This window comes from Streptomyces sp. DSM 42067, from assembly GCF_055792885.1.
Window position 1 is genome coordinate 4,473,579 of record NZ_CM147706.1, and the last position, 13,598, is coordinate 4,487,176.

A 13,598-nucleotide genomic window follows, 5' to 3' on the forward strand; every position below is an offset into this window, starting at 1 on the left:
GCCGTCAGGGCTCGACGACGACCTCCTGGGCCGCGGCCGTCGTATCGGCGACGAGTCGCGCGTCCACCGGCACATTGCGCTTCACGAGCGCCAGCGCGATCGGGCCGAGTTCGTGGTGGCGTACGGAGGTCGTGACGAAACCGATCTTCCGGCCGTCGGGGCCCTCGTCGGCGAGGCGGATGTCGGCGCCGTGCGGCGGCAGATGGACCTCGCTGCCGTCCAGGTGCAGAAAGACCAGGCGGCGCGGCGGCTTCCCGAGGTTCTGCACCCGGGCGACGGTCTCCTGCCCCCGGTAGCAGCCCTTCTGGAGATGGACGGCGGTGCCGATCCAGCCCAGCTCGTGCGGGATGGTGCGGTGGTCGGTCTCGAAGCCGAGCCGCGGCCGGTGGGCTTCGACGCGCAGGGCCTCGTACGCGAGGATGCCGATCGCCGGGCCGCTGCGCTCTGCGTACGACTCCAGCGCCGTTCGCGGCAGGAAGAGGTCGCGGCCGTGGGCGGTCTCGCGTACGACGACGCCCTCGGCTACCTCGGCGATCGAGCCGGCGGGCAGATGGACCACCGCGAACTCGTCCGTTCGGTCGGCGACTTCGACGCGGTAGAAGAACTTCATGGACTCCAGGTACGAGATGAGCGCGTCCTGCGTGCCGGGTTCGACGTGCGCCCACACCGTCTCGCCGTCGTCGACGAGGTACAGCGCGTGCTCGATGTGGCCGTGCGCGGAGAGGATCAGGGCCTCGGTCGCCTGGCCCGCCGGGAGCTCGCTGACGTGCTGGGTCAGCAGCAGGTGCAGCCAGCTGAGCCGGTCATCACCGGTGACCGTGACGACGCCGCGGTGCGAGAGGTCGACGAAGCCGGCGCCGTCGGCGAGGGCGCGCTGCTCACGGAACAGGTCGCCGTAGTGGGCGGCTACGCCTTCGTCCACGCCCTCGGCGGGGACGGCGCCGGGCAGGGAGAGCAGAGGGCTGCGCTTCGATAGTTGCTGCATATCCACTCACACTACGACCCGGTAGTCGCCATTTTTATTTCTCGGCCCGGTTCCTTGCCGGGTTCTCCGCTGCGGTCTCCGCCGGGGTCGGGGCCGCGGTCTGGGCCGCCGCGCTGCAGTCCCGGCACCGCCCGAAGATCGCGAAGTGCTTCATATCGGTGTCGAACCCGAAGGTGTCCCGCAGCTTCGTGGTGAACTCGGCCGCGATGCCGAGATCGGCCTCGATGACGTTCGTGCAGTCGCGGCACACCAGGTGGATGTGGTGGTGGCGGTCGGCGAGGTGGTACGTCGGCGCTCCGTGCCCGAGATGGGCGTGGCTGACCAGGCCGAGCTCCTCCAGGAGCTCCAGGGTCCGGTACACCGTGGAAATGTTGACCCCCGACGCCGTCTTCCGCACTTCGGAGAGGATGTCGTCGGGGGTCGCGTGCTCGAGGGTGTCGACGGCTTCGAGGACAAGCTGCCGCTGCGGCGTCAGCCGGTAGCCGCGCTGCCGCAGATCGCTCTTCCAGTCGGTGCTCACCACACCTGAAGTCTAGGACTACTTGAAGAAGGCGATGCCGTCGTCGGGCATGTCGTCGGGGAGGGCCTTGGCCCAGCGCTCGACGTCCTCGGGCGTGACGACCTTCTTCAGCTGCGCCGACATGTACGGCCGCAGCGGCACCTCGGGGGTCTGCTTCTCGCCGACCCACATCAGGTCGCCCTTCACGTACCCGTACAGCCGCTTGCCGCCGCTGTAGGGGCCGGAGGCGGCGGTGCGCGCGACGGCGTCCGTGGCGAGGTCGATCTGCGGCTTCTTGTCCGCCAGCTCGCCGTACCAGACCTCGACGACACCGTCGTCGCGGACCATCACGACCTCGACCTTGCGGTCCTTGTCGATACGCCAGAAGCCGTGCTCGGACTCCAGCGGCTTGACCTTGTTGCCGTCGGCGTCCAGGACCCAGGTGTGCGAGTGGTACGCGATGAAGTCCCGCCCGTCGTGGGTGAACGTGACTTCCTGGCCGAAGTTGGCCTTCTCGCCACCGGGGAAGTCGGTGACGCCCGCTCCTGCCCAGTTGCCGAGGAGGAAGGCGAGGGGGACGAGGTCCTTGTGGAGGTCGGACGGGATCTCGATCATGAGGTGCTCAGACGTTTCCGGAGTCGATTACGGGGCTCAGCGCTGACCCTGGTACAGCTTCTTCACGGTCAGCCCGGCGAACGCGAGAACGCCGACGCAGACCAGAACCAGCAGGGCTTCGAAGAAAACCTCAAGCACGGGGGTGCTCCTCGGGTGAGCGGTGACGGGGTCCCCCCGCTCGGGGCTCGGGCAGAGCCGGGAGTGGGCGGAACAGGGGCCGGGCCCAGCTTAGTCGGCCGGGGCCCGGGCCACTCCATGAGGTCCGCGACGCGGCTCGCGACGCGGTTGGCGACGCTCAGGCGAGCAGCTGGCTCTGAAGGATCACCGACTGGTGGAACGGGATCGCGGGCGCCCCGCCCTTCTTCTCGTGGAGGACGAGGGCGATGGTGTCGCCCGCGGCGATGTACGCCTGCCGGACCTGCTTCGCGCCGTACGGCTTGGGCTCGGCGTAGACGTAGTACTGGGTGCTCGGAGGCGAGTCCGAGATGTCGATGTCCCACTCCTGGTCGAGCTTGCTCTCCGGGGACCCGACGAGGGACTGCCCGGGGGTTGCCCCGACATCCAGTTCGTAGTCGAGGAAGGCGTCCGCGTACGCGACCGATGTGAAGCGCAGCAGATAGACCCGGGAGACGGTGCCGTCGGGCATGGTCCAGCCGCGCGCGACGATGTGCCGCAGCGCGGAGTCCGTCAGCGCCTGCTCGAGGTCCTTCCGCCGGTCCTTCTCATACTCCGAGACGTACTGCTCGACGGTCGTCCAGCCGCCGTCCAGACGCTTGTCCGGCGTGGCCCCGGCGGGCGCGGGAAGCAGCAGCTCGCGCACGTCCGCGTGGTGGACCTCGGCTTCGTTGCCGTCGCTGAAGGGACGCGGCGAGCCGGAGGGGAGTGCCGGGAGTGACAGCTCCGGATAGTCCCAGCGGCCGTCGTGCCGGGTCTCGAGTCCGGGCACATCGGTGCGTTCGAGGGAGGTGATGCCGAACGCCGTTCCGGTGCCGACCGCACCGAACACCAGCACGGCGGCGGTCCAGCGGGCCACGGCGCGCAGGACGCGGCGGTCCTTCGGCGGCGAGGACTGCACCGAGGCGGACTGCGCAGGCGCGGACGCCCCCGGCAGCAGCGGGGGCATGGGGGGCGGGGCGACGGTGGCGGCTGCCTCTGTCGCGGCCGCGTAGGCCCCTGCGGGGTGCGCCGGCGCGCCTGGGTACGCCGGAGCCGCAGGGGGCGCCGGGGCCGCGGGGTAGGCGGGGGCCGCCGGATACCCCTGGTACGCCGAGTACCCCCGGTACTCCTGGACCCCATCGGCCCCTGGGACCTCCGGGGCGCGCTGCGGGTCTGTGGTCGGCTCGCTCATACGTACTCCCCCGGGGACTCGATGTGGTCCAGTTGCCTGCGCAGCAGGTCGACGGCTCCGGACTTGGAGAACGGCTCGGAACCGTAGACCTCCATGGTCACGAGCAGCTCGCCTTCGTAGGCGATGCAGTGCATGGCGTCGAGGTCCGTCTTCGAGTCGGCGGGCATCAGGTAGCACGCGGCGTTCTTGAAGCCCTTGACCGACGGGCCCTTGCGGAAGACACCGACCGCGTCGAACAGCCGGGTCTGAAAGGTGTACATGTCACGCACAGCCTTCTTGTTCTCCATCTGCGCGATCGACATCTCGGCGACACGGACGTGCGTGCCGTAGGTGTACGAGCGCATCGCGATGCCCTTCAGCCGCAGCTTCTCGACGTACTTGTCGCGCTCGCGGCGCTGCTTGCCCGTCAGGCCCCGGCCAGCCGCCTTCATGACGGCGACGGCCTCTTTGCCGCTCAGCTCGGCGTCATTGCCGTACTCGCCGATGTCCGGCCCGAGGCGGTAGTGCTCCGGCACGGGCAGCAGCAGCCGGTTGAGCTCGGTGTCGGCCCGGCCACGGGCCACGTCGCCCGCCGGGTCCTTGCCGGGCTTGGGGGCGTCGTTGTCGTCCGCCCAGAGGACGGTGGGCACGGTGCGGTCGGCGTCGTCCACGGTGACCTTGGTGTAGCCGAGACCGCCGACCAGGGCGCCCAGGACGAGGACGGCGGGCAGCACCGTGCCGACGAGACGGCGTGTACGCGACGTCCCGGGTGCGGGGGCAGGTACAGATCCGGGTGCGGCGGCAGGTCCACCCGCGGGCGCAGGTCCGAAGGCAGGGGCAGGTCCGAATGCAGCGGAAGGTCCGGCCGCGGGCACAGGTCCGGCCGCGGGCGCGGGCCCAGGCATGGCCGTGGGCACGGGCCCGGGCCCGGGTGGGGCCTCGCCGGTGGGCCACGGAGTCGTGGGTGCCTCGTCGTTCACAAGCGCTCCAGCTGTCGCTCGGCCAGCGTCCGGATGTCCCTCTTGCTGATCGGCCTGGTGTCGAAAATGTGGATGTCGAACATGACGTCCCCCCGGTAGCCGAGGGCACGGGCTTCATAGAGCGGCAGATAGCCGGGCTTGTTCTGTACGGGGTAGACGAAGTAGCGGCCGTTGCCGCTGCCCTTGACGGGATCGCCCGCGTAGCCCGCGCCCTCGTCCGAGTCGGGCATGTAGTCGAGCTGCGATTCCGCGAAGTCGACGGCGCCCATGCCGGCCCCGGAGCGGAACTGGACCAGCCGCACGGCGATCTGGCCGTACTGTCCACGTTCCCAGTCGGCCCCCGCGACCCGGCGGATGTCCTCCTCCGCGAAGTACTCGAACATGGAGCCCTCGTCGACGTACTCCGTCGCGTAGTCGGCGGCAGTCATCCAGCCGTCGACCGGAAGGCTGCCGCCGTCGAACGTGGGCACATCCACCTCCCGGGCGCCCTTGGGCTTGGGGATCAGCAGCTTGCGCAGGTCACCCGCGGTCCTGCGGCTGCGGTCCTCCTTGTCGGAGAGCGGGTCCGGTTCCTTGCCCTCGGGCAAGGCCTTGCCCGGGTACGCGAGTCCCGGCTGCGCCAGCGCGGGCAGCGGCGTGGGCGGTCGCTCGGCCTGTACGCCGTAGCCGACAGCGATACCGGCGACGAGGCCGAGAACGGCGGCGGTGGCGATAAGCAGAGTGGTTCGGCCACGCCGGCGCGGCGGGCGGGCGTCCGCCGCGCTCACCGCGTCCCGCACATCTGCCGGGGGCGCTGTCTCCGCCCCCGTCTGCCAGTGCCCCTGTCCCTGCGCCGCCCACTGCGCCGGGTCGGCCGCCGCATGGTCGGTCGCCGCCGGGCCGGCCGCCGAAGACTCCGGCGATGTCACCGGCGGTACCGGTATCCCGGGTGGCCGCGGCACACCAGCCCCAGGCGCCACAGCGTTGCGTGAATCTTCTTCCAAGAGGTCCCCCCGGGGACTGATGAAGCAAGAATTCCGTATCTGACGGCACAGCAGACTCATAAGGAACGCCGAGGGTTGCGCGCCATTGGATTACAGATCGGCCTACAGTTCGACCATGGCGAAGAAGCTCGTGATCAAGGTGACCGCCGGGGCCGATGCCCCCGAGCGGTGCTCGCAGGCCTTCACGGTGGCGGCGGTGGCTGTCGCCAGCGGGGTGGAGGTCTCACTGTGGCTGACCGGCGAGTCGGCGTGGTTCGCGCTGCCCGGGCGGGCCGCGGAGTTCGAGCTGCCGCACGCCGCGCCGCTGCCCGATCTGCTCGAGTCGGTCCTGGCCGCCGGCCGGGTCACGCTCTGCACCCAGTGCGCGGCACGCCGCGACATCACGGAGAAGGACGTGATCGAGGGCGTGCGGATCGCGGGCGCGCAGGTCTTCGTCGGCGAGGCGATGGCGGACGGCGCCCAGGCACTCGTGTACTAGCCCAGGCACTCGTGTACTAGGAGTCGGCTATCAGGCAGGAGACCCGACGAGGAGGCGGGCCAAAGGCTCCCGGAAGTGGGTCGGCGGCGGGTCGGCCTACTGACGCCGCTTCTTGCCGTCGAGTTCGTCCCACCACTCGTCCGACGTGGGGTCCCCGGACGGATCGTCCCACCAGCGGTCGTCCGGGCCGCGCCGGTTGGCGACCATCGCGGCGACCGGCGGGATGACCATCGCCACGATGCACATCCCCACCGCCACGGGAGTCGACCAGAGGCGTACGACTCCCCAGGCCAGGACGAACAGGGTCAGGCACGTGCCCATCATGGCGAAGTAGAGATGGCGCCTCCGGGCGTACATATGTCCAGCGTAGTGCGGGGGCGGTCCCCTGACCCCGCCCCCGCCGCGAACATGCCGAAGGACCGCGAACAGCCGAAGGACCGCGGACATGCCGAAGGACCGCACCCCGTCCATGGCGTCCAACCCCTGGGGTGCGGCCCTTCAGCCGTTCAGCGATGTACGCCGAGTGCTCAGACGGCGATCGCGACCTCGGCGAGGCCGCCCGTCTGGGCGACGACCGTACGGTCCGCGGTCGCACCCGGCACCAGGGCGCGCACGGTCCACGTGCCCTCGGCCGCGTAGAACCGGAACTGGCCGGTCGCCGAGGTCGGAACCTCGGCGGTGAACTCGCCGGTCGAGTCCAGCAGGCGCACGTAACCGGTGACGGGCTCGCCGTTACGGGTCACCTGGCCCTGGATGGTGGTCTCACCGGGCTTGATCGTCGAGGCGTCGGGGCCGCCGACCTGCGCTCCACACATATGTTTCTCCAATTACCTGTCGTGCCGGGCGGATGAGTCAGCGGCCCGGGGCGGTTTACTTGGCGGCGCCGAGCTCGATCGGGACGCCGACGAGGGAGCCGTACTCGGTCCAGGAGCCGTCGTAGTTCTTGACGTTCTGGACGCCGAGCAGCTCGTGCAGCACGAACCAGGTCAGCGCGGAGCGCTCACCGATACGGCAGTAGGCGATGGTGTCCTTGGCCAGGTCGACGTTCTCCTCGGCGTAGAGCTCCTTGAGCTCGTCGTCCGACTTGAAGGTGCCGTCGTCGTTGGCGTTCTTGGACCACGGGATGTTGCGGGCGCTGGGCACGTGGCCGGGGCGCTGCGACTGCTCCTGCGGCAGGTGGGCCGGGGCGAGCAGCTTGCCGCTGAACTCGTCGGGCGAACGCACGTCGACCAGGTTCTGGTTGCCGATCGCGGCGACGACGTCGTCGCGGAAGGCACGGATCGAGGTGTCCTGCGCCTTGGCCTTGTACTCGGTCTTGGCGCGGGTCGGGACCTCGGCCACCAGGTCGCGGGAGTCGAGCTCCCACTTCTTGCGGCCGCCGTCGAGGAGCTTCACGTTGTCGTGGCCGTACAGCTTGAAGTACCAGTAGGCGTAGGACGCGAACCAGTTGTTGTTGCCGCCGTAGAGGATCACGGTGTCGTCGTTGGCGATACCGCGCTCGGAGAGCAGCTTCTCGAAGCCCTCCTGGTCGACGAAGTCACGACGGACCGGGTCCTGCAGGTCCTTCTTCCAGTCGATCCGGATGGCGTTCTTGATGTGGTTCTTCTCGTACGCGGACGTGTCCTCGTCGACCTCGACGATGGCGACCTTCGGGTCGTCCAGGTGCTCCTGGACCCAGTCGGCGTCGACCAGGACGTCGCTGCGGCTCATGCTTCTTCTCCTCCGGGGCAGTTGCGGCGGGATGTGCGTCGGGTGGGCGTAAGGCGCGGCCGGCGGGCCCACGGACGGGCAGCGCACAGCGGCGGCGCGGATACGCGAAGGCTTCGAGGGGCCTCGGGATACGGGAGTCGAAAGCTCCCGCTCAGAAGCTGCGACAGAGCATGGCGGCGACGCGGCACAGGTCTACTGCCCGCCGCTTCGTAAGATCCGCCTGTTGCTTCATGGGTCCGATCGTAGGGAGGGTCGGGCGGACATGTCACCGGCGTGTCGGATGTTGAGACGCGATCGTCCGCATGCTGGAAACATGGACCCCCGGCATGCACTGTGGTGCGGCCGCGACACCTGCGCCCGGGCACCGCATCTGCTGTACGGACGGCTCCGTCTCGCTCTTCGGACAAGCGACAGTGTCGTACGGGACGCCCGTCCGCCGACGACCGGCTCGCCGTCCGCCACCGACGGCTCACACGCCGCCGGGCCTACTCGCTACCCGGCCTACTCGCTACCCGGCGAGCTTCACGTCCGAACCCGTGACGGAGATCTCCACGCCGCCCTCGGCCGCCTGCACCTTGTCCAGCCTGATCCCGGCGGGCAGCCCGTCGATCGTCTGCGTGAAGTCGGCGATCTGCCGGACGCTCTCCTCGGCGACGGAGAAGGGCAGGTCCGGCAGCACGTCGGCGTCCACGCTTACGGTGTCGCCGTCGACCTTCACCGAGCTGAGCACCGACAGGGGTTCCGCGACGTCGTTGCCAAGCAGACTGCCCGTGAGCTCGATGCCGACCTTGATTTTGCCGTTGCCGCCGTCGGAGAGGCTGGTCACCTTGGCGGTGAGGCCCTGGATCACCTGGACGGGCTCGATCTGAGCGGCCTTGAGCAGCTCGTCGTAGGAGATGAGGGCGGTGCCGGAGGCCGAGTCGGCGGTCGCGGAACTGTAGTCGCCGGAGAAGGCGACACCGCGCAGACGGGCGTTCAGCTCGGCGATACGGACGCTGTCCGCGCCGCTGTCGCCGCCGTTCCCGCCGCTGCCGGTGGAGGCCTCGACGTCCTTGATCCCGATCTCCACGTCGTCGAGTTCGCCGCTCGCGAGCTGGGTGAGGAAGGGGAAGCCGTTGATCGACACGTCGGGGGTGCTGTCCAGGCCCTCGCTGGTGCGCAGCCGGTTCGCCGCCTCGTCCTCGGCGAAGCCGACCGCGACCCGGTCGGCGATCACGAACAGGCCGCCGAGGATGACGGCGAGGATGACAAGTACTCGCAGTGCGCGCATGGCTCGGTGTTCCCTCTGCCTCGGCGACAGCAGACCACAGACCGGTTTATCGGCCGTGTCCCACCGCCGGGGAGTCCCCGGTTCCGCCGAGCCTAACGCGGGTGGGCCCCCGGTCCGGGGGCTCACAGGGAGTTGTCGATCAGCTGTGACGACGCAGCGCAGAGTCCCAGGGAGGAGCCCGGCAGGGATCAGAGAAGTCCCCGGCCCAGCAGATACACGGCTGGAGCGGCCGCCGCCAGCGGAAGGGCGACCCCGGCGGTCATGTGCACGAACCGCGACGGGTAGTCGTAGCTCGCCACCCGGTGCCCGACCAGCGCACACGCCCCCGCACCGAGCCCCAGCAGCGCCCACTGCAGCCCGCTGGTCCCGCCGGACAGCGGCGCGATCTCGGCCACGGCGAATCCGGCACCGGCGGCGGCCGGCAATGCCAGTACGACGGAGACCACGGCGGGCAGCGAGAGCGCCCGCACGAGGGCGCTGACGAGTACGGCGACGGCCACCGCGACGCCGCCCACCGTGACGGCGTCCGGGTCGGCAGCGAGATGTCCGGCCGCGATGACCGCGAGCGCCGCCGAGGCGACGGTCGCCATCAGCCCGTACATCCGCTCGTCCGGCGAGGCATTGCTGCGCAGCTGCAGGACGAGGGCGAGCAGCACCCACACGCCGAGCGTGCCCAGGATCGCGGCCGGCGCGTTGCCGCGCCCGGCGACCAGCAGGGCCGTGTCGGCGACGAGGGCGCCCGCGAAGGCGAGCGCGATGCCCTGCCGGGCGGGCCACATGCCGTTCAGCCGGAACCACCCGGCGGCGGTCACGGCCTGCAGCACGACGAGCGGTACGAGCAGCGCGTACTGCCCGACGGCCGCCGCCCCGGAGAGCAGCAGCCCGAGCACCGCGGTGAGCGCGGCGGGCTGCAACCCGGGCTCGATGACGGGCGAACGCCCTTCGGCACGGGCGCGCTGGGCGGCGGTGAGTGTGGGGGCGTCTTGCACGCGGGGAGGGTAGGCAAAGCCCCCGTCGTGGGGCACCCCGGCGTGGGACGGCGCCCCCGGCGAGGGGGCGCCATACGGTGCCCCGGACGCGGGCGCCTCCGGCGGCAACGGCTGCGAAGCCGCCCCGTACGCCTGCGGCGGCAGATACGGCTCGTACGTCTCGTACGGCTGGTTGCTCATACTGCGGGTGTCACCCTCCTGCGAACGGCGGGAGCACCTCAACCGTGCCGCCCTCGGCCAGCCGTACCGTCTCATGCCCGCGGGTCCCCACGGGGTCACCGTCGACGAGGAACGAGCACCGCTGCAGCACACGGACGAGTTCGCCCGGGTGCCGCAGCCGTGCGGCGTCGAGCGCCTCGGCGAGGGTCTCGGCCTCGTACGGCTCTTCGGCGGTACCGGCCGCGGACTTGGCGGCGGCCCAGTAACGGATGGTCCCCGCTGCCATGTGCGGCTCCTCTCGTCGGTCTCGTCGGCTCGTGGCGCTCGTCGGTCCCGGCGGTCTCGGCGGTCTCGGCGGTCTCGGCGGTCTCGGCGATCGTCTGTGTCCATGATGGCGCGTCCCGGAACGGCATCGTACGCAAGGGCGGGCCGCCGGGAAGGGGAGCAACCCGGCGGCCCGCCCGTCAGGGGTGCTGAGCTCAGCTGACGTCGTTACCTGGCGTGGGGGGACAGAGGCGTCACGCCTCGGCAGTCGCGGGGACGGAGGCGTCACCCTCTTCGGGCCCCAGCGCGGCCGTCGCCCACTCCCCGATCCGCGCCAGCAGCGCATCGTCCGCGGCGTGCTCCGCATGGCCCATGCCCGGCTCCACCCACAGCTCCGCCGCACCGCCGGACGCCTCCGCGAGGGAACGCGGATGGTCCAGCGGGAAGTACCCGTCGCGGTCGCCGTGGACGATCAGCAGCGGCGCGGGAGCGATCAGCGGGACCGCCTCGACCGGAGAGAGCGGGACCGGATTCCAGTCCCGGTGGTGGATGCGCGTACGCAGACCCAACCGGCTGACGGCACGCCCCATGGGCCGGGTGACCAGCCAGTGCAGCCGCCGCATGGGGGCGGTGCCCCGGTAGTACCAGCGGGCCGGAGCGCTCACGGCGACCACGGCGTCCGTACGAGCGTCGGCATCCGTACGACCGTCGCCACCAGCACCGGCACCCGCCCCGTCGCCGTACAGCGCCGCATGCCGCAGCACCACCGAGCCGCCCATGGAGAAGCCCACCGTCGCGACACGCGTGTGCCCCAGCTCGCGGGCCCACCGCACCGCGGCCGCCAGGTCGAGCACCTCGCGGTCGCCGACCGTGGAGCGTCCGCCGGACGCCCCGTGGCCGCGGAAGGAGAACGTGACGACGGGCGCGTGCCGGCCGAGGACACCCGCCACCCGGCGCACATGGGGCCGCTCCAGATCACCGGTGAAACCGTGCGCGATCACGATCGCGGGTTCCTGGAACGAGCCGGACCCCGGCTCGTAAAGAGCGTCGATGACCACCCCGTCCTCCGTATGGAGGAGTCTTCGCTGCGTCCCTCCCGTGAGCGGGTGCACAGAAGATCGTGTGACTTGACCTGCCGTAACGGAACGCATGTGGGCTATTCTGCTGGACAGAGGATCCGGGCAGCGACGCCCCCGGGTCCTTTTGCGCTTTCAGACGTGTCGTATACGAAGCCGTATACGACCTGGCCACGACTCCGTGGCGACATGAGGGAGCAGCGGTTTCCCAGGGACGCGGGGACCCGCACAGTACGAAGCAGTGCCGCGCGTAATACGTCCTCGCAGGGACCGAGGAGGGAACCGACGTAATGGGCGAGCTGACCGTGCACGACGTAATGACGACCCAGGCAGGTGGGGCGCGATGAGTTCTCTTCTGCTCCTGACGAACGCCCTCCAGCCGTCGACGGAGGTGCTCCCCGCCCTCGGCCTGCTTCTGCACAACGTGCGGGTGGCCCCGGCGGAAGGACCCGCTCTCGTCGACACCCCCGGTGCCGACGTGATCCTCATCGACGGCCGCCGCGACCTGCCGCAGGTCCGGAGCCTGTGCCAGCTGCTGCGCTCCACCGGGCCCGGCTGTCCGCTGATCCTCGTCGTGACGGAAGGCGGCCTCGCGGCGGTCACCGCCGACTGGGGCATCGACGACGTGCTGCTGGACACCGCGGGTCCGGCCGAGGTCGAGGCGCGGCTGCGGCTCGCCATGGGCCGCCAGCAGATCACCGCGGACGACAGCCCGATGGAGATCCGCAACGGCGACCTCTCGGTGGACGAGGCGACGTACAGCGCGAAGCTGAAGGGCCGGGTCCTGGACCTGACCTTCAAGGAGTTCGAGCTGCTGAAGTACCTGGCCCAGCACCCGGGCCGCGTCTTCACACGCGCGCAGCTCCTGCAGGAGGTCTGGGGCTACGACTACTTCGGCGGTACGCGCACGGTCGACGTGCACGTGCGGCGGCTGCGGGCCAAGCTCGGCCCGGAGCACGAGTCGCTGATCGGAACCGTCCGGAACGTCGGTTACCGATTCGTCACTCCGGAGAAGGTCGAGCGCGGCGCCGACGGTGCCGCGGCACGGGCTGCGACGCCCCCGGTGGAGGACGAGGCGGCCGAGGCGGCGCCCGTTCTGGAGGCCGATCCGGAGGAAGCAGCCGTACGCCCTGCCCAGAGGTAGGTCCATCCGCGTAGACTCCGCGCGTGGCCAAGGTAACCAGGGATGACGTGGCACGGCTGGCGGGTACGTCCACCGCCGTCGTGAGCTATGTCATCAACAACGGACCCCGGCCGGTTGCCCCGGCCACGCGCGAGCGCGTTCTCGCCGCGATCAAGGAGCTGGGCTACCGGCCCGACCGGGTAGCCCAGGCCATGGCCTCGCGGCGCACCGACCTCATAGGCATGATCGTGCCGGACGCGCGCCAGCCCTTCTTCGGGGAGATGGCGCACGCGGTCGAACAGGCTGCGGCAGAGCGCGGAAAGATGGTTCTCGTCGGCAACTCCGACTACGTGCCGGAGCGCGAGGTCCACTATCTGCGTGCCTTCCTCGGCATGCGGGTCTCCGGGCTGATCCTGGTCAGCCACGCGCTGAACGACCTCGCGGCCGCCGAGATCGAGGCATGGGACGCCCGGGTCGTACTGCTGCACGAGCGGCCCGAGGCGATCGACGACGTCGCGGTCGTCACGGACGACGTGGGCGGCGCGCAGCTGGCCACGCGCCACCTGCTGGAGCACGGCTACGGATACGTCGCATGTCTGGGCGGTACGGCGGAGACGCCCGCGGTCGGCGACCCGGTCTCCGACCACGTCGAGGGGTGGCGGCGTGCGATGCAGGAGGCGGGGCGGTCGACGGAGGGGCGCCTGTTCGAAGCGCCGTACAACCGCTATGACGCCTATCGGATAGCGCTGAACCTGCTGGCCGGCCCCGACCGGCCACCCGCCATCTTCTGCTCCACGGACGACCAGGCGATCGGCGTGCTGCGCGCGGCGCGGGAGCTGCGGATCGATGTCCCACAGGAGCTGGCCGTGGCCGGCTTCGACGACGTCAAGGAAGCGGGACTGACGGATCCGCCGCTCACCACGATCGCGTCGGACCGGCCGGCGATGGCCCGGGCCGCGGTCGACCTCGTCCTGGACGACAGCCTCCGCGTGGCCGGCTCCCGCCGGGAGCGGCTGAAGCTGTTCCCGTCGCGGTTGGTGGTACGGCGCTCTTGTGGGTGCGCCTGATCGGTGGGTTGCCCAGCCAGTGCTAGCCGGTGCTAGCCGTCGGCGGCTGCGGCCCGGTGGCCGGTTCGTGCCC

At 70.6% G+C, this 13,598-nt stretch carries 17 protein-coding genes; 3 read left to right on the forward strand and 14 right to left on the reverse strand.

What is annotated here, in order from left to right:
- Nucleotides 1–4: 4 nt before the first annotated feature.
- From ygfZ to ACSMXV_RS20570, 6 genes are all read right to left on the reverse strand, one after another.
- A complete protein-coding gene (gene ygfZ, locus ACSMXV_RS20545; protein WP_473172827.1) occupies nt 5–985 on the reverse strand; it encodes a CAF17-like 4Fe-4S cluster assembly/insertion protein YgfZ in 981 nt (326 codons plus the stop codon).
- A 34-nt stretch (nt 986–1,019) separates the two neighbouring features.
- On the reverse strand, nt 1,020–1,508 hold the full coding sequence (locus ACSMXV_RS20550) for a Fur family transcriptional regulator (RefSeq protein WP_473172828.1): 489 nt from the start codon (nt 1,506–1,508) through the stop codon (nt 1,020–1,022).
- 15 nt (nt 1,509–1,523) lie between these two features.
- Nucleotides 1,524–2,099 (reverse strand): heme-binding beta-barrel domain-containing protein, encoded by a 576-nt coding sequence (locus ACSMXV_RS20555; protein ID WP_473172829.1) that lies wholly within the window; start codon nt 2,097–2,099, stop codon nt 1,524–1,526.
- 295 nt (nt 2,100–2,394) lie between these two features.
- The gene (locus ACSMXV_RS20560) at nt 2,395–3,447 is read right to left on the reverse strand and encodes a hypothetical protein (RefSeq protein WP_473172830.1); all 1,053 of its coding nucleotides are present in this window, start codon (nt 3,445–3,447) and stop codon (nt 2,395–2,397) included.
- Entirely contained in the window at nt 3,444–4,160 is a 717-nt protein-coding gene (locus tag ACSMXV_RS20565; RefSeq protein WP_473172831.1) for a hypothetical protein, read from the reverse strand. The genes ACSMXV_RS20560 and ACSMXV_RS20565 overlap by 4 nt, the downstream gene beginning before the upstream one ends.
- 242 nt (nt 4,161–4,402) lie before the next feature.
- The gene (locus tag ACSMXV_RS20570) at nt 4,403–5,314 is read right to left on the reverse strand and encodes a hypothetical protein (protein WP_473172832.1); all 912 of its coding nucleotides are present in this window, start codon (nt 5,312–5,314) and stop codon (nt 4,403–4,405) included.
- Between the two features lie 190 nt (nt 5,315–5,504).
- On the opposite strand from ACSMXV_RS20570, the gene ACSMXV_RS20575 reads away from it, so the two are divergent.
- The gene (locus tag ACSMXV_RS20575) at nt 5,505–5,867 is read left to right on the forward strand and encodes a DsrE family protein (protein WP_473172833.1); all 363 of its coding nucleotides are present in this window, start codon (nt 5,505–5,507) and stop codon (nt 5,865–5,867) included.
- A 96-nt stretch (nt 5,868–5,963) separates the two neighbouring features.
- Here the strand turns inward: ACSMXV_RS20575 and ACSMXV_RS20580 are convergent, their stop codons facing one another.
- From ACSMXV_RS20580 to ACSMXV_RS20615, 8 genes are all read right to left on the reverse strand, one after another.
- Entirely contained in the window at nt 5,964–6,224 is a 261-nt protein-coding gene (locus tag ACSMXV_RS20580) for a DUF3099 domain-containing protein (protein ID WP_473172834.1), read from the reverse strand.
- Nucleotides 6,225–6,394: 170 nt separating this feature from the next.
- The gene (locus tag ACSMXV_RS20585; RefSeq protein WP_351304746.1) at nt 6,395–6,682 is read right to left on the reverse strand and encodes a DUF1416 domain-containing protein; all 288 of its coding nucleotides are present in this window, start codon (nt 6,680–6,682) and stop codon (nt 6,395–6,397) included.
- 55 nt (nt 6,683–6,737) lie between these two features.
- The gene (locus ACSMXV_RS20590; RefSeq protein WP_473172835.1) at nt 6,738–7,577 is read right to left on the reverse strand and encodes a sulfurtransferase; all 840 of its coding nucleotides are present in this window, start codon (nt 7,575–7,577) and stop codon (nt 6,738–6,740) included.
- Nucleotides 7,578–7,728: 151 nt separating this feature from the next.
- A complete protein-coding gene (locus ACSMXV_RS20595; RefSeq protein ID WP_374064246.1) occupies nt 7,729–7,809 on the reverse strand; it encodes an Ms5788A family Cys-rich leader peptide in 81 nt (26 codons plus the stop codon).
- A gap of 276 nt (nt 7,810–8,085) precedes the next feature.
- Nucleotides 8,086–8,847 (reverse strand): LmeA family phospholipid-binding protein, encoded by a 762-nt coding sequence (locus tag ACSMXV_RS20600; RefSeq protein ID WP_473172836.1) that lies wholly within the window; start codon nt 8,845–8,847, stop codon nt 8,086–8,088.
- 188 nt (nt 8,848–9,035) lie between these two features.
- Entirely contained in the window at nt 9,036–10,091 is a 1,056-nt protein-coding gene (locus ACSMXV_RS20605) for a hypothetical protein (RefSeq protein WP_473172837.1), read from the reverse strand.
- Nucleotides 10,027–10,281 (reverse strand): MoaD/ThiS family protein, encoded by a 255-nt coding sequence (locus ACSMXV_RS20610; protein ID WP_181658253.1) that lies wholly within the window; start codon nt 10,279–10,281, stop codon nt 10,027–10,029. The genes ACSMXV_RS20605 and ACSMXV_RS20610 overlap by 65 nt, the downstream gene beginning before the upstream one ends.
- A gap of 232 nt (nt 10,282–10,513) precedes the next feature.
- Nucleotides 10,514–11,410: an alpha/beta hydrolase gene (locus ACSMXV_RS20615; protein WP_473172838.1), complete on the reverse strand. Its 897-nt coding sequence runs from the start codon at nt 11,408–11,410 to the stop codon at nt 10,514–10,516.
- A 268-nt stretch (nt 11,411–11,678) separates the two neighbouring features.
- On the opposite strand from ACSMXV_RS20615, the gene ACSMXV_RS20620 reads away from it, so the two are divergent.
- Nucleotides 11,679–12,479 carry a winged helix-turn-helix transcriptional regulator gene (locus ACSMXV_RS20620; protein WP_473172839.1) on the forward strand — a complete coding sequence of 267 codons (801 nt, stop codon included), beginning with the start codon at nt 11,679–11,681 and terminating at the stop codon, nt 12,477–12,479.
- A gap of 23 nt (nt 12,480–12,502) precedes the next feature.
- A complete protein-coding gene (locus ACSMXV_RS20625; protein ID WP_473172840.1) occupies nt 12,503–13,525 on the forward strand; it encodes a LacI family DNA-binding transcriptional regulator in 1,023 nt (340 codons plus the stop codon).
- Nucleotides 13,526–13,598: the final 73 nt, after the last annotated feature.